The sequence below is a fragment of the Sphingomonas trueperi genome (assembly GCF_011927635.1).
Lineage (GTDB): Bacteria > Pseudomonadota > Alphaproteobacteria > Sphingomonadales > Sphingomonadaceae > Sphingomonas > Sphingomonas trueperi.
The window spans coordinates 250,579-265,748 of record NZ_JAATJB010000003.1; the positions used below are offsets into that span (position 1 = coordinate 250,579).

Annotated in this window: 14 protein-coding genes; 4 read left to right on the plus strand and 10 right to left on the minus strand. The window is 65.9% G+C overall.

Annotated features, from left to right (window positions below):
• Positions 1 to 58 precede the first annotated feature (58 nt).
• Positions 59 to 352 carry an Hpt domain-containing protein gene (locus GGR89_RS06955; RefSeq protein WP_125977046.1) on the plus strand — a complete coding sequence of 98 codons (294 nt, stop codon included), beginning with the start codon at positions 59 to 61 and terminating at the stop codon, positions 350 to 352.
• A gap of 337 nt (positions 353 to 689) precedes the next feature.
• On the opposite strand, the gene GGR89_RS06960 is transcribed toward GGR89_RS06955, so the two are convergent.
• From GGR89_RS06960 to GGR89_RS06995, 8 genes are all read right to left on the minus strand, one after another.
• Positions 690 to 1,388, minus strand: coding sequence for an immunity protein Imm33 domain-containing protein (locus tag GGR89_RS06960; protein WP_125977047.1), 699 nt, complete (start codon positions 1,386 to 1,388; stop codon positions 690 to 692).
• On the minus strand, positions 1,385 to 2,563 hold the full coding sequence (locus GGR89_RS06965; RefSeq protein WP_125977048.1) for a vWA domain-containing protein: 1,179 nt from the start codon (positions 2,561 to 2,563) through the stop codon (positions 1,385 to 1,387). The genes GGR89_RS06960 and GGR89_RS06965 overlap by 4 nt, the downstream gene beginning before the upstream one ends.
• A gap of 73 nt (positions 2,564 to 2,636) precedes the next feature.
• The gene (locus tag GGR89_RS06970) at positions 2,637 to 3,479 is read right to left on the minus strand and encodes an AAA family ATPase (RefSeq protein WP_125977049.1); all 843 of its coding nucleotides are present in this window, start codon (positions 3,477 to 3,479) and stop codon (positions 2,637 to 2,639) included.
• Positions 3,480 to 3,532: 53 nt separating this feature from the next.
• Positions 3,533 to 4,198, minus strand: a complete 666-nt coding sequence (locus tag GGR89_RS06975; protein WP_125977050.1) for a DUF6975 family protein — start codon at positions 4,196 to 4,198, stop codon at positions 3,533 to 3,535.
• Positions 4,199 to 4,405: 207 nt separating this feature from the next.
• Positions 4,406 to 6,433, minus strand: coding sequence for an RNA polymerase sigma factor RpoD (gene rpoD / locus GGR89_RS06980; RefSeq protein ID WP_125977051.1), 2,028 nt, complete (start codon positions 6,431 to 6,433; stop codon positions 4,406 to 4,408).
• A 42-nt stretch (positions 6,434 to 6,475) separates the two neighbouring features.
• Positions 6,476 to 8,371 carry a DNA primase gene (gene dnaG / locus GGR89_RS06985; protein WP_125977052.1) on the minus strand — a complete coding sequence of 632 codons (1,896 nt, stop codon included), beginning with the start codon at positions 8,369 to 8,371 and terminating at the stop codon, positions 6,476 to 6,478.
• Position 8,372: 1 nt separating this feature from the next.
• On the minus strand, positions 8,373 to 8,840 hold the full coding sequence (locus GGR89_RS06990) for an endonuclease domain-containing protein (protein ID WP_125977053.1): 468 nt from the start codon (positions 8,838 to 8,840) through the stop codon (positions 8,373 to 8,375).
• Position 8,841: 1 nt separating this feature from the next.
• Positions 8,842 to 9,294 carry a GatB/YqeY domain-containing protein gene (locus GGR89_RS06995; protein WP_125977054.1) on the minus strand — a complete coding sequence of 151 codons (453 nt, stop codon included), beginning with the start codon at positions 9,292 to 9,294 and terminating at the stop codon, positions 8,842 to 8,844.
• Positions 9,295 to 9,438: 144 nt separating this feature from the next.
• Between GGR89_RS06995 and carA the strand changes: the two genes are divergently transcribed.
• Entirely contained in the window at positions 9,439 to 10,611 is a 1,173-nt protein-coding gene (gene carA, locus GGR89_RS07000) for a glutamine-hydrolyzing carbamoyl-phosphate synthase small subunit (RefSeq protein ID WP_125977055.1), read from the plus strand.
• Positions 10,611 to 10,925, plus strand: coding sequence for a hypothetical protein (locus GGR89_RS07005; protein WP_125977056.1), 315 nt, complete (start codon positions 10,611 to 10,613; stop codon positions 10,923 to 10,925). Before carA ends, GGR89_RS07005 begins: the two co-directional genes overlap by 1 nt.
• A gap of 78 nt (positions 10,926 to 11,003) precedes the next feature.
• Here the strand turns inward: GGR89_RS07005 and GGR89_RS07010 are convergent, their stop codons facing one another.
• Positions 11,004 to 11,417: a PIN domain-containing protein gene (locus tag GGR89_RS07010; protein ID WP_125977057.1), complete on the minus strand. Its 414-nt coding sequence runs from the start codon at positions 11,415 to 11,417 to the stop codon at positions 11,004 to 11,006.
• Positions 11,414 to 11,665, minus strand: coding sequence for a FitA-like ribbon-helix-helix domain-containing protein (locus GGR89_RS07015; RefSeq protein ID WP_125977058.1), 252 nt, complete (start codon positions 11,663 to 11,665; stop codon positions 11,414 to 11,416). Before GGR89_RS07015 ends, GGR89_RS07010 begins: the two co-directional genes overlap by 4 nt.
• Before the next feature lie 66 nt (positions 11,666 to 11,731).
• Between GGR89_RS07015 and carB the strand changes: the two genes are divergently transcribed.
• Positions 11,732 to 15,061, plus strand: a complete 3,330-nt coding sequence (carB, locus tag GGR89_RS07020; protein ID WP_125977059.1) for a carbamoyl-phosphate synthase large subunit — start codon at positions 11,732 to 11,734, stop codon at positions 15,059 to 15,061.
• The last annotated feature ends 109 nt before the right edge of the window (positions 15,062 to 15,170 follow it).

The window sequence follows — 15,170 nt, forward strand, 5'->3', positions numbered from 1 at the left end:
CGCGGACCAAGGGCGTGTTGGCAACCAACGGTTAACGAAGGTGGAGATAGGATTAGCCATGGCTTATGATCCCGGTGCAATCGATACGAGTCTGGCGGCCGCCGTGGGCGACGATCCCGCGCTGATCGCCGAGCTTCGCGACGCGTTCCTCGAGAGCGTCCACCGTTCGGTCGACATGATGAAGACCTCCAAGGGTGCCGAGCAATGGGCGGGTGCCGCGCTCCGGCTGCAGAGCCTGGCCGGCAGCTTCGGCGCGACTAGCCTGATGGGGCTTGCAGAAGAGGCCGTGCGGCGCAGCGCCCAGGACGGCGCGCTGCTGCGGCGGATCGACAAGGCAGTGGAGAAGCTTTGAGCGGTCGCTGAAGTTTCAGGCTGTACGTTCCGGCGGATCGTCGAACGGCCGACACTGGTGGTTAGCTGCCGTAGCGCGTTCGGTACTCGGACCGAAACATTGCGAGGGCTCCTCGTAGAAGACGTAGGCCTTCTTGAGAGTAGTTCTCTATGCCTGCGTCATCCTCAAGCCCAGCTAAGGCATTTAGAAATAGCTCGTAGTTTTCCTCAGCCGTTCGATCGGCGTAGCCCTCGGCCGTCATCGCGACTGCTCCTCAGAGACGTTTGATGTATAGTTCATAACTCCGCGGGCGAGATCCGGAAATGGGCGGTAGCGGACACCGTCCGATCACCGCGCCTCAATCCGCCGCGGCAGACTCCGGCTCGAACACATCCTTCTCCCAGTTCCGCACATAGGCCGAGCCGGTGGGCGCATCGATCAGGTGGACCCAGCTGTCGTCGATGTTGAGCACCCGGCCGAGTGCCACGCATTCGATCGCGCGGGCGCCGATCGCTTCGTCTTCCAGCCCGCGATAGTCGCCGCGGATGCGCCAGCCGCTGTCGGGCGCGTCGCCGACGCTGGGCGGCAACGGCAGCTCGCGGTAGAGATAATGGACCGCCGCACCCTGTTCGAGCACGCAGCTGTCGACCAGGCAGCGCGCGTCATAATGGCGCCGCGCGGGCGCCGAGGGCGGGCGGACCGGGCGGTCCTCGCCCCAGCGCAGGTCGATCACGTCGCCGCGGCGGAACGCCACTTCGCGGCCGGGGCGGAGCCGGGGGATGTCGAGCGGGACATTGTCCAGCCGGCCCCACAGCTTCTCGCCCTCGGCGCGGGTGATCTCCACCCACATCCGCTCGGCGGCATAGTCGCGCGAGGGCGGGGTCGACTGGAAGATCAGCTTGGCGAGGTCGCCCGGCCGCAGCGCCAGCACCTCGTTCTCGCTGGGCAGGAAGAAGGTATAGGGCGCGGCCTCGGCCATCGGCCGGGGATCGGCGATCGTATAGCTGCCGAACAGGCGCCGGCGCCAACGGTGGAGCATGTCGCGGATCGTACTCATCGCTTCCTACTCAACTCACGCATCGCCGCATCGATCCCTGCAATCGTGAGAGGATACATGCGATCGCGCATCAGCTCGCGGATCATCGTCACCGAGTGCGAAGTGCCCCATTGCGCCTCGGGCAGCACGTTGAGCCAGACGGTGGCGGGCCAGGTGTCTGTCACCCGCTGCAGCCAGGTCGCGCCGGGCTCGTCGTTCAGATGCTCGACCGAGCCGCCGACCTGGGTGATCTCATAGGGGCTCATCGACGCATCGCCGACGAAGATCACCTTATAGTCCGGGCCATATTTGTGGAGCAGGTCGGCGGTGCGGGTACGCTCGGTGAAGCGCCTGCGATTGTCCTTCCACACGCCTTCGTAGAGGCAGTTGTGGAAGTAGAAGAACTCCAGGTTCTTGAACTCGCTGGTCGCGGCCGAGAACAGCTCCTCGCAGAGCTTGACGAAGGGGTCCATCGAGCCGCCGACGTCGAGGAAGAGCAGCAGCTTGACCGCATTGTGCCGCTCGGGGCGCATCTTCACGTCGAGCCAGCCCTGGCGCGCGGTGCCGGCGATGGTGCCGTCGATGTCGAGCTCTTCCGCCGCACCCTCGCGGGCGAAGCGGCGGAGGCGACGCAGCGCCACCTTGATGTTGCGGGTGCCGAGCTCGCGGGTGGAATCGAGGTTGCGATAGTCGCGCGCCTCCCAGACCTTCACCGCGCGCTGGTGCTTGCCTTCGCCGCCGATCCGCACGCCCTCGGGATTATAGCCGCCATTGCCGAAGGGCGAGGTGCCGCCGGTGCCGATCCATTTGCTGCCGCCCTGGTGGCGTTCGTGCTGCTCGTTCAGCCGCTGCTGGAGCGTCTCCATCAGCTTTTCCCACGAGCCGAGCGCCTCGATCTGCGCCTTTTCCTCGTCGGTCAGGTATTTCTCGGCGATCGCGCGGAGCCATTCCTCGGGGATCTCGGCCGGCGCGACGCCATAATTGCTCGTAATCCCCTGAAAGACCTTGGCGAAGACCTGGTCGAACCGGTCGAGCAGCCCCTCGTCCTTCACATAGGTGGCGCGGGCGAGGAAGTAGAAGGCTTCGGGGGTCGGCTCGGTCACCTGCGCGTCGAGCGCTTCGAGCAGCAGGAGATGTTCCTTGAGGCTGGCAGGGATGCCTGCGGCGCGCAGTTCGTCGAGAAAGGCGAGGAACATGGCCTAGAATATGCCCGCAGGAGGGTGGGCGTCCATTACGTTGAGCGCCGGAGGGAGTCGGGCGGGCGCATGCTCATTTCTGCCGCCGCGCCATGAAGGCGAGCCGCTCGAACAGCATCACGTCCTGCTCGTTCTTGAGCAGCGCACCGTGGAGCGGGGGGATCGCCTTGGTGGGATCGCGCGACTGGAGCACCTCCAGCGGCATCTCCTCGTGGAGCAGCAGCTTGAGCCAGTCGAGCAGCTCGCTGGTCGAGGGCTTCTTCTTGAGGCCTGGCACCTCTCGGATCTCGTAGAACAGGTCCATCGCACGGCTGACCAGCAGCTTCTGGATGCCGGGGAAGTGGACGTCGACGATGGCCTGCATCGTGTCGCGATCGGGGAACTTGATATAGTGGAAGAAGCAGCGGCGCAGGAACGCGTCGGGCAGCTCCTTCTCGTTGTTCGAGGTGATCACGACGATCGGGCGCTCGGCGGCGCGGACCGTCTCGCCGGTCTCGTAGACATGGAATTCCATGCGATCGAGTTCCTGGAGCAGGTCGTTCGGAAACTCGATATCGGCCTTGTCGATCTCGTCGATCAGCAGCACGGGGAGGGTGGGGCTGGTGAACGCCTCCCAGAGCTTGCCCTTGCGGATATAGTTGGCGATGTCGTGCACGCGCGGGTCGCCGAGCTGCCCGTCGCGCAGCCGCGCCACCGCGTCATATTCGTAGAGGCCCTGCTGCGCCTTGGTGGTCGACTTGACGTTCCACTCGATCAGCGGCGCGTTCACCGCCTTGGCGATCTCGGTCGCGAGCACAGTCTTGCCGGTGCCGGGCTCGCCCTTGACGAGCAGCGGGCGGCGCAGCGTGACGGCGGCGTTGACCGCGACCTTCAGGTCCGCGGTGGCGACATAGCTCTGGGTACCTTCGAAGCGCATGGGCAGAAGGTGGGCCGAACGGTGGCGGGATGCAACCCATCCCGAGGGGCAGGTCAGCCGCGGCTGCGGGCGCTCGCGCGAGCCTCGAGCAGGTCCCACAGCCCGCGATGCTGGGCGAAGACCTGTTGCGCGCCGAACAGCATCGCGCGCTCGTGCGCGGCTTCGCGGGCGAGGGCGTCGACCACGCTCACCGTCTCCTCGGGGATCGGCAGGCCGGCGGGCTTGGGATCGATGCCGAAACTCGTCGCGGCGCGGTCGAGCACCGCGCGGATCGCCACCCATTCGATCGCCAGCGCGATCGCGGCGCCGGTCGCGCAGCCGGCGCGATCGGACTGGGCGAGCATGTCGAGCGCATGCCGCTGCGCGGCGGCGGCGGCTTCGCTCTCGGCATGGCCCGGCGTGCTGGGCAGGGGGCCCACCGCGGCGACGAGACGGACCAGATAGGCGCGCTCGGCGACGAAGGCGTCGGCGGCTGCTTCCAGCCACTCGCATTCGATAGGATGGCGCCCATGGCCGGCGGCATAGTCGACCAGGCCGGGATGGCGGCCATGGAGGCGCGCGATGTGGTGGACCGCGTCCGCCAGGTCGCGGCGGGGCAGGGCGTCGGCGCGGAGGGCGCGCAGATGCGGGTGGCGGGCGCTGCCGTCGGTCCCCGCCAGTGCGCCCATCGGGCCCCAAGCGCCCGACAAATGCTCCATCGGTGCGGTATCCAAGAGCATGACCTTCCTCATCTGGACAGTGCCGCCCGCCATCGGCCGGTTCAGAGGAGATCGCACAGCGACGATACCGAAGCGCATAGAAAGATGGTTACGCCGAAATTAATCTTGAAAGACAGGATTTCGGCTCCCCACGCGTCGTTGTCCCAAATGAAAACGGCCCCGGGGGGGGACACCCGGAGCCGTTGTTCCTGTTGGTGGCGGATGCGCTTACTGGTCGAGGAAGCTGCGCATCTTCCGGCTGCGGCTCGGGTGCTTGAGCTTGCGCAGCGCCTTGGCCTCGATCTGGCGGATACGCTCGCGGGTCACCGAGAATTGCTGGCCGACTTCTTCCAGCGTGTGGTCGGTGTTCATGCCGATGCCGAAGCGCATGCGCAGCACGCGCTCCTCGCGCGGGGTGAGGCTCGCCAGGACGCGGGTGACCGTTTCCTTGAGGTTCGCCTGGATCGCCGCGTCCACCGGAATGATCGCGTTCTTGTCCTCGATGAAGTCGCCCAGATGGCTGTCTTCCTCGTCGCCGATCGGCGTTTCGAGGCTGATCGGCTCCTTGGCGATCTTCATCACCTTGCGCACCTTTTCGAGCGGCATGCTCAGCCGCTCCGCCATTTCCTCCGGCGTGGGCTCGCGGCCCTGCTCGTGGAGGAACTGGCGGCTGGTGCGGACCAGCTTGTTGATCGTCTCGATCATGTGCACCGGGATGCGGATGGTGCGCGCCTGATCGGCGATCGAGCGGGTGATCGCCTGGCGGATCCACCAGGTCGCATAGGTGCTGAACTTGTAGCCGCGGCGATATTCGAACTTATCCACCGCCTTCATCAGGCCGATATTGCCCTCCTGGATGAGATCCAGGAACTGCAGGCCGCGATTGGTGTACTTCTTGGCGATCGAGATCACGAGGCGGAGATTGGCCTCGACCATCTCCTTCTTCGCGATGCGCGCCTCGCGCTCGCCCTTCTGCACCATGTTGACGATGCGGCGGAACTCGGTGAGCGTCATGCCCGTCTGCTGGGCGATCTCGCTCATCTCGGTGCGGATGCGGTCGACCGAGCCGCTCTCGTTCTCGACGAACGCCTTCCACTTCTTGTCGAGACCCACCACCGTCGGCAGCCAGTTCTCGTCGAGCTCGTGGTCGACATAGCGGTCGAGGAAATCCTTGCGGCTGACCTTGTGGCGCTCGGCGAGACGCAGCATCTGGCCGCCCAGCGCGGTGAGGCGCCGGTTGAAGCTGTACAGCTGGTCGACGAGATACTCGATCTTCGCCTGGTGGAACTGGACGCTCTCCACCTCGGCGGTCAGCTCCTCGCGGAGCTTGTTGTACTTCTTCTCTTCCGCCGCCGGGAACTCCTCGCCGGCCGACATGGTGTCGAGCCGCTGCTGCTGGACCTTGCCGAACTTCTTGTAGATCGCAGTGATGTTCGCGAACTTCTCGAGCGCCTGGGGTTTCAGCTGCTCTTCCATCTGGGCGAGCGAGAGGGTGTTGTCCTCCTCCTCGTCGTCCGAGGGGCGACGGGCGCGGCGTTCGGTCAGCTCGTCATCCTCGTCGGAGGCGACTTCTTCGGGCTCTTCCTCTTCCTTGAAGCTGGGGCCGGTGCTCGATTCGCTGATCTCGCCATTGTCGTCCTCGGCGCCCTCGACCTGCTCGGCCGACGGACCCTTGGAGAGCATGGCGTCGAGATCGAGGATCTCGCGCAGCTGCATCGTGCCTTCGTTGAGCGCGGTCGACCAACCGATGATCGCGTTGAACGTGATCGGCGACTCGCAGAGCCCCAGGATCATCGTGTCGCGGCCGGCCTCGATGCGCTTGGCGATGGCGATTTCGCCCTCGCGGCTGAGCAGCTCGACGGCGCCCATCTCGCGCAGGTACATGCGCACCGGATCGTCGGTGCGATCGACGGTTTCCTTCTTCTTCGCAACCTCGAAGGCGGGCGCGGAATCGTCGCTGGTGTCCGCGGCTTCCGAATCATCGGCCGAATCGTCCTCGGACTCGGCATCCTCGCCGGCGTCCTCATTCTCGACGACGTTGATGCCCATGTCGTTGAGCGCGGCCATCACGTCCTCGATCTGCTCCGAGGACATCTGGTCCTGCGGTAGCATCTCGTTGAGCTGGTCGACGGTGATGTAGCCGCGCTTTTTGGCACGCGCGACCAGCTTCTTGATCGAACCCTCGTTCAGATCGATCAGCGGCGCGTCACTCGTGTCTGCCGTGTCCGTGACGTCTGCCATGTTCGCCTTCGCCATCAAATCCCTCGAAACTCAGATGGCGGCAATTTTACACCGCCTCTATTCCTCAAAAACGCCGTCTTCCGCAAGCATCAGATTCGCGAGCCGATCCTGAAGTTCCTGCCGCTGCCGCGAAAGCGCCACCTGGCGGGCGAACGCTTCCTCGGTACCGTCGCGCATCAGCGCAGCAGTCGCCTCGGCGAGCGCCACGTCGACGGCGGGCTGTGCCGCCATCACCGCGATCGCCTCGCCCAGATCCTCGCGCGCCTTCGCCACGTCGGCCGCGGGCCGCGTGAAGGAGAAGGGGAGCGTGTCTGCGCGGAGCAACTCGCTTGCCACTGAATCGAAACCGGACCGCGCCAATATGGTGAGGAAATCCTCGCTATCAAGTTGACGAAGGCCCGGATTGGTAAGCGCCACCTCGACAACGGCTTCGAACAGCCGGCCGAGCGCGCCCGATGCGCTGCGCAGGCTGCCGAGAATCTCCATGTGCCGCGCGATCTCGACCGGGTGGCGGATCAGCCCGGCGAGGACGGCGCGTGCCAATATGGGATCGAGCCCGCTCGCCTGCACGCCCTTGATCCAATGCGAGGGCGGGGCCTCGGGCGGCTGCCAGCCGCCGCGGGCGTTGCGGGTGCCGCGCTGTTGCTGGCGGGCGGGCGAGGGGCCGCGCTGGTCCTTGCGGAACTCGCGCGGGCCGCGGCCGAACTGCTGGTCGGCGCGGGCGCGGAATTCCGCGATATATTCGTGCTTTACGTTCGGGTCTTGGATCTGTTCGGCAAGTTCGGTGAGGCGGCGCTTGAGGCCGGCGCGCTGCTCGGGCGTGTCGAGCGGACCGGCGGCGACTTCGCTCGCCCAGAGGCGATCGACCAGCGGCTCGGGCCTTGCGAGCAGTGCTTCGAACGCGGCTGGGCCCTGCGACCGGACGAGGTCGTCCGGGTCGAGGCCCTGAGGCAGGGTGACGAAGGCGAGGCTGCGGCCGGGGGCGAGCATCGGCAGCGCGCGGTGGGCGGCGCGCAGGGCTGCCTTCTGCCCGGCGCTGTCGCCGTCGAAGCAGAGCAGGGGCACTTCGGAAAGCCGCCACAGCCGTTCGAGCTGGTGTTCGGTCAGCGCGGTGCCGAGCGGCGCCACCACCTCGCCGAACCCGGCCTGGGCCAGTGCGATCACGTCCATATAGCCCTCGACCGCGATCACCCGGTCGGCCTTGCGTGCCGCGGCCTGGGCGCGATCGAGATTGTAGAGCGTGCGGCCCTTGTCGAAGAGCGGGGTCTCCGGGGAGTTGAGATATTTCGGCTCGCCCTCGCCGATGATGCGGCCGCCGAACGCGATCGTCCGCCCGCGCACGTCGCGGATCGGGATCATCAGCCGGCCGCGGAAGCGGTCGTACGGCTCCTTGCCCTCGACGGCGATCAGCATGCCGGATTCGACCAGCATCGCGTCGCCATAGGATTTCAGCGCTTCCTTGAGCTTGCCGCGCGAATCGGGGGCGAAGCCCAGGCCGAAGGTCCGGGCGGTTTCGGACGTGATGCCGCGGCGCTGGAGCACGGCGCGCGCCTCGGCGCCTTCGATGCCGTTCAGCCGCTCTGTGAACCACGCGGCGGCCTCGCCCATCAACTCGTGCAGGCCCTTGGCGCGCTCGGCCTTTTCGGCGGCGCGGCGGTCCTGCTCGGGCATGTCGAGGCCGGCGGCTTGGGCCAGTTCCTTCACCGCATCGATGAAGGGCAGGCCGCGCTGGTCGGTCATCCAGCGGATCGCATCGCCATGCGCCCCGCAGCCGAAGCAATGGTAGAAGCCCTTGTCGTCGTTGACGTAGAAGCTGGGGGTCTTCTCGTTGTGGAACGGGCAGCAGGCGCGAAACTCCTTGCCCGCGCGCTGCAGCTTCACCGACTTGGCGATGAGGGTGGACAGCGTGGTGCGGGCGCGGAGCTCGTCGAGAAAGGCGGGGGTGAGTGACATCTCAGTTGCTCCCCCTCCCGCGAGCGGGAGGGGGCTGGGGGGTGGGCCCCCGCTCCATGCTGGGCGAGGCAGCCGTAAGAATGGCCTGCAACACGCCCTCCATATTCGACGTCAAATCATTGTTCCAAAAGCGAAGCACGCGATAGCCTTCAGCCTCGATCCGCCGCGTGCCCTCGGCATCGGCGACGGTCATCTCGATATGCTGGCTACCGTCCAATTCGACGACCAACTTCGCCTTGCGGCAAGCGAAATCCGCGAAATGCCCGGCGATCGGCATCTGCCGGCTGAACTTCAGCCCTGCCAGCTGCGACTTCCGCAGCTTCGACCACAGCAGCTCCTCCGCCGCTGTCGGATCATTTCGCAGGTCGCGCGCCCGCTCGGTCGGCCGGTCCAGCCGGAAGCGGGGGCCCACCCCCCGGCCCCCTCCCGCTTGCGGGAGGGGGAGCGCAGAGCGGTCCCCGTCGTCCATCTTACGAAAGCGCCGCCTTCACCAGCGCGCTCGCCTTGCTCATGTCGAGCTGCGCCGCGTGGCGGGCCTTCAGCTCGGCCATCACCCGGCCCATCTCCTTCATGCCGCTCGCGCCCAGCTCGGCCTTGATCGCCTCGATCGCCGCGGTCGTCTCCGCCTCGCTCATCTGCTGCGGCAGGAAGCGCTCGATCACCACCACTTCGGCTGCCTCGGCGTCGGCGAGTTCCTGCCGCCCGCCCTTCACATACATGTCGATCGATTCGCGGCGCTGCTTGACCATCTTCTGCAGCACCTCGACGACCAGTACGTCGTCGTCCTCGGGCGCCTTGCCGGTGCGGGCCTCGATGTCGCGGTTCTTGATCGCGCTCTGGATCAGGCGGATCGTGGCGGTCGACGCCTTGTCGCCGCCCTTCATGGCGGTCACCAGCGCAGCCTTGATGTCGTCGCGAATCATTCGTGGTCTCTCGATCTTGTCCGGGAAAGCGCGGAGACATAGCCGATGCCCGCAAAACTTAACAGATTGACGCACCCGCCCATGGGGTCTAGCGGGCGGCCCTTAGCAACATCGCAAAACCCAAAGCAGGAGTGCCCGCCCCAAATGGCCGACGCCAAACCCTTGTCCATGCCCGTTGGAGCCACGGGCGTTCTGGTTCTGGCGAGCGGCGAGATATTGTGGGGTCGAGGATTCGGTGCCGAAGGTGATGCCGTCGGCGAGGTGTGCTTCCACACCGCAATGACCGGCTATCAGGAGATCATGACCGACCCGAGCTTCGCCGGTCAGATCATCAACTTCACCTTCCCGCACATCGGCAATGTCGGCGCCAACCCCGACGACATCGAGGCCGACGATCCGCATGCGCTGGGCATGATCGTCCGCGAAGACGTGACCGAGCCGAGCAACTTCCGCAGCACCGAGCATCTCGATGCCTGGATGGCGAAGCACAGCCGCATCGGCCTGTCGGGCATCGACACCCGCGCGCTCACCCGCCGCATCCGCCTGGGCGGCGCGCCGAACGGCGTGATCGCGCACTCCAAGTCGGGCAATTTCGACCTCGACGCGCTGCTGGAAAAGGCGCGCGCCTGGCCGGGGCTGGAGGGGATGGACCTCGCCATCACCGTTTCCTGCGAGACGCATTTCGGCTGGGAAGGCGGCGTGTGGAAGCTCGGCGCCGGATATGACACGAGCCGCCCCGAGACCAAGCGCCCGCAGGTCGTCGCGATCGACTATGGCTCGAAGCGCAACATCTTCCGCAACCTGGTCAAGGCCGGCGCGGACGTGACCGTGCTGCCCGCCACCGCGACCTTCGAGCAGGTGATGGCGTTCGAGCCCGATGGCTTCTTCCTCTCGAACGGCCCGGGCGATCCGGCGGCGACCGGCGAATATGCCGTGCCGGTGATCCGCCAGCTGCTCGAGACCGGCAAGCCGCTGTTCGGCATCTGCCTCGGCCACCAGCTGCTCGGCCTCGCGGTGGGGGCTGAGACCACCAAGATGTTCCAGGGCCATCGCGGCGCCAATCACCCGGTCAAGCGGCTGGAAGACGGCGCGGTGGAGATCACCAGCATGAACCACGGCTTCGCCGTCGAGCGCGAGAGCCTGCCGGCCAATGCCCGCGAGACGCATGTGTCGCTGTTCGACGGCTCCAACGCCGGCATCGAGCTCACCGACCGCCCGGCGTTCAGCGTGCAATACCACCCCGAAGCCAGCCCGGGCCCGCAGGACAGCCTCTATCTGTTCGAGCGGTTCGTGGGGATGATGCAGGAGCGGTCCTGATGCAGGCGTTACCCGCGCCTGTATCTCAACAATGTGTAAAGGCGGATGATCCTGCTGCGGACAACGTTCATTTGTACGTTGTCGTAGAAGGGCGGCCTGAGACGATCGAGGCGTGGCTTAAGGAAGACCGTCCTAATTCCGACTTTGCCGTCGAATCGGACGCTACCAAGAATGGCGTTCGATCCGTTCGGCTGCTTGCCAACCGTACTGCGCCCTACCGTGAGCTGGGTCGCTTGATCTATTCGGGTCAAAAGCGCGGACTTCCTCTTAAAATCCAAACAGTGCCTTCGATCTGCGAGGCGAAAGAAGACTGATGCCCAAACGCACCGACATCTCCTCCATCCTCGTCATCGGCGCGGGGCCGATCGGCGGCGGGCGGCTGGTGGTGCGTGCTATGCCGTCCAGGGATCGATCAGCTTCACGCCGGTCCATGCGAAATCGCGGACGTTGCGGGTGGCAACCGGGCAATTGCGCGACAGCGCCTGGGCCGCAATCTGAAGGTCGAGCAGCTTGGTTTCCTGCTTCGCCAGCTTCCGCTGTGCGATCAGCGTGCCGAACCCATGCGCGGCGGCGGTATCAAAGGGCAGCGTTCGTTCGGAATATAGAATTTCGAGGTCTGCAAGCCAGCCTTCGAGCGCCTCCCGCTTTTTTGATGCGTCTAGATTTTCAATCCCGGCGCGGATCTCGGCAATCACGATTACCGACAGCCATATGTCGGTCATTCGCTCCGTTATCCATTGCACGATTTCGCGATTGCCTTCGGGTTTGCGGAGGACGCTCCAGACATTCGTATCCAGCAGGATCACAGGTCGGGGAACTCGAAGTCTTCGGCTTCCCGCTCAGGAATCACCAGATCGGCACCGTTGGCCATTTTTATCAAGTGATCGATCGCCTCCTGGGGGGACATGGCATGCAGCCAGGCTGCTCGATCGTTCGGTGGCAGATAGGTGCGTTCCAGCAGCGCGCGCAGTTCCGCTTCCATCGATCGGCCATTTCGCGCGGCTTCGAGCCGAACGGCGGATTTGACCCGATCGTCGACGCTGCGGATCGTCACGCTACCCATCGCCCGTCTCCTGTGATTGCAGTGCAATCAATGTATTCAATGAGAGCATCCTGAACAATGCCCAAGCGCACCGACATCTCCTCCATCCTCGTCATCGGCGCGGGGCCGATCGTCATCGGTCAGGCGTGCGAGTTCGATTATTCGGGCACGCAGGCGATCAAGGCCCTGAAGGAAGAGGGCTATCGCATCGTCCTGGTCAATTCGAACCCGGCGACGATCATGACCGATCCCGAGCTGGCCGACGCGACCTATATCGAGCCGATCACGCCCGCGGTCGTCGCCAAGATCATCGAGAAGGAGCGGCCCGACGCGGTCCTGCCGACGATGGGCGGCCAGACCGCACTCAACACCGCGCTGGCGCTGTTCCGCGACGGCACGCTGGAGAAGTTCGGCGTGACGATGATCGGCGCCGATGCCGATGCGATCGACAAGGCCGAGGACCGGCTGAAGTTCAAGGACGCGATGACCAAGATCGGGCTCGAAAGCGCCCGCTCGGCGATCGCGCATAGCGAAGCCGAGGCGCTGACCGCGCTCGACTATGTCGGCCTGCCGGCGATCATCCGCCCCAGCTTCACCATGGGTGGCTCGGGCGGCGGCATCGCCTATAATCGCGAGGAATTCATCGCGATCGTGCGTTCGGGGCTCGACCTGTCGCCGACCACCGAGGTGCTGATCGAGGAATCGCTGCTCGGCTGGAAGGAATATGAGATGGAGGTCGTCCGGGATCGGAACGACAATGCCATCATCGTCTGCTCGATCGAGAATATCGATCCGATGGGCACGCACACCGGCGATTCGATCACCGTCGCGCCGGCGCTGACGCTGACCGACAAGGAATACCAGATCATGCGCAACGCATCGATCGCGTGTCTCCGCGAGATCGGCGTCGAGACCGGCGGTTCCAACGTGCAGTTCGCGGTCAATCCGAAGGACGGCCGCCTGATCGTGATCGAGATGAACCCGCGCGTCAGCCGCTCCTCGGCGCTGGCGTCCAAGGCGACCGGCTTCCCGATCGCCAAGGTCGCGGCCAAGCTGGCGGTGGGCTATACGCTCGACGAGATCGACAATGACATCACCGGTGCCACCCCGGCGAGCTTCGAGCCGACGATCGATTACGTCGTCACCAAGATCCCGCGCTTCGCCTTCGAGAAGTTCAAGGGCGCCGAAGCGGTGCTGGGCACGGCGATGAAGTCGGTCGGCGAAGTGATGGCGATCGGCCGCTCGATCCACGAATCGCTCCAGAAGGCGCTGCGCGGGCTGGAGACCGGCCTCAGCGGCTTCAATGATGTCGACCGGCTGGTCGGCGCGCCGCGCGACGTGATCGAGGCGGCGCTGACCGTGCGCTCGCCCGATCGGCTGCTGATCGCCGCGCAGGCGATGCGCGAGGGCTTCAGCGTCAAGGACGTCCAGCGCTTCACCAGCTACGATCCCTGGTTCCTCGAGCGGATCGCCGAGATCCTCGACGCCGAGAAGGACGTCGCGACCAACGGCCTGCCGCAGGACGCGGCCGGCATGCGCCGCCTGAAGGCGATGGGCTTCAGCGACAAGCGCCTCGCCTATCTCGCGCTCAAGTCGGTCAATCTCCGCGCGGGCAGCGAAGTGATGGCGCGCAGCTCGGGGCTGATCGGCGAGGTGGCCAACGCCATCTCCGGCGGGGTGACCGAGGCCGAGGTGCGCAAGCTGCGCCACCGGCTGGGCGTGCGCCCCGTGTTCAAGCGGATCGACACCTGCGCGGCCGAGTTCGAGGCGAAGACGCCGTACATGTACTCGACCTACGAGGCGCCGAGCTTCGGCGAGCCCGAGAACGAGGCCGAGCCGATCGACCGCCGCAAGGTGGTGATCCTCGGCGGCGGTCCGAACCGGATCGGGCAGGGGATCGAGTTCGACTATTGCTGCTGCCACGCCTGCTTCGCGCTGGCGGACGCGGGCTATGAGACGATCATGGTCAACTGCAATCCGGAGACGGTGAGCACCGACTATGACACTTCGGACCGGCTCTATTTCGAGCCGCTGACCGCCGAGGACGTGCTCGAGATCCTCGAGGTCGAGAAGTCGAAGGGCGAGCTGGTCGGCGTGATCGTCCAGTTCGGCGGGCAGACCCCGCTCAACCTCGCCAAGGCGCTGGAGGATGCGGGCATCCCGATCCTCGGCACGAGCCCCGACGCGATCGACCTGGCCGAGGACCGCGAGCGCTTCGCCGACCTCGTCGCCAAGCTCGGCCTCAAGCAGCCCGCCAACGGCATCGCCCGCAGCCGCGACGAGGCGGTGCGGGTGGCCGAGCGGATCGGCTATCCGGTGCTGATGCGCCCGAGCTATGTGCTGGGCGGCCGGGCGATGGAGATCGTCGACAGCCTCCAGCAGCTCGACGACTATATCCAGACCGCGGTGCAGGTCTCGGGCGACTCGCCGGTGCTGATCGACCAGTATCTGCGCGACGCGATCGAGGTGGACGTGGACGCGATCGCCGACGGCACCGATGTGGTCGTGGCCGGCGTGCTCCAGCATATCGAGGAAGCCGGCGTCCATTCGGGCGACAGCGCCTGCTCGATCCCGCCCTACAGCCTGCCCGCCGAGATCATCGCCGAGATCGAGCGGCAGACCGTGGCTCTGGCGCGGGCGCTCAAGGTGAAGGGGCTGATGAACATCCAGTTCGCGGTCAAGGACGGCGAGGTCTACCTGATCGAGGTCAACCCGCGCGCCAGCCGCACCGTGCCGTTCGTCGCCAAGGCGATCGGTGCGCCGATCGCCAAGATCGCCAGCCGGGTGATGGCGGGCGAGAAGCTGGCGAACCTGCCCAAGATCGACCGCGACATCGACTATATCGCGGTCAAGGAAGCGGTGTTCCCCTGGGCGCGCTTCCCCGGCGTCGATCCGGTGCTGTCGCCCGAGATGAAGTCGACCGGCGAGGTGATGGGCATCGACCGCGATTTCGCGACCGCCTTCGCCAAGTCGCAGCTCGGCGCGGGCACGGTGCTGCCGGACGGCGGCACGGTGTTCGTCAGCGTCAAGCAGGGCGACAAGGCGGTGGTGCTGCCGGGGGTGAAGATCCTCGCCGACCTCGGCTTCAAGATTATCGCGACCAGCGGCACGGCCGAGTTCCTGGCGGCCGAGGGGATCGCGGTGGAGACGGTGAACAAGGTGGCGCAGGGCCGCCCCCACATCGTCGACCGGATCCAGGATGGCGACGTCGCGCTGATCTTCAACACCACCGAAGGCTGGCAGTCGCTCAAGGACTCGATGAGTATCCGCGCCTCGGCGCTGGCGCAGAAGGTGCCCTATTTCACCACGGCACCGGGCAGCGTCGCGGCGGCGCGGGCGATCGCGGCGATGCGGAGCAACCCGATCGAGGTGCAACCGATCCAGGCGTATTTCGCTTCGCGGGGGTGAGGGGCCTTCCTGAAGCCCCTCCCCTTCAGGGGAGGGGTTTGGGGTGGGGCAGTGTCTCATCGAGACCAACGGACGTTCTGGGATCCCTCCACCCCAACCCCTCCTCCAA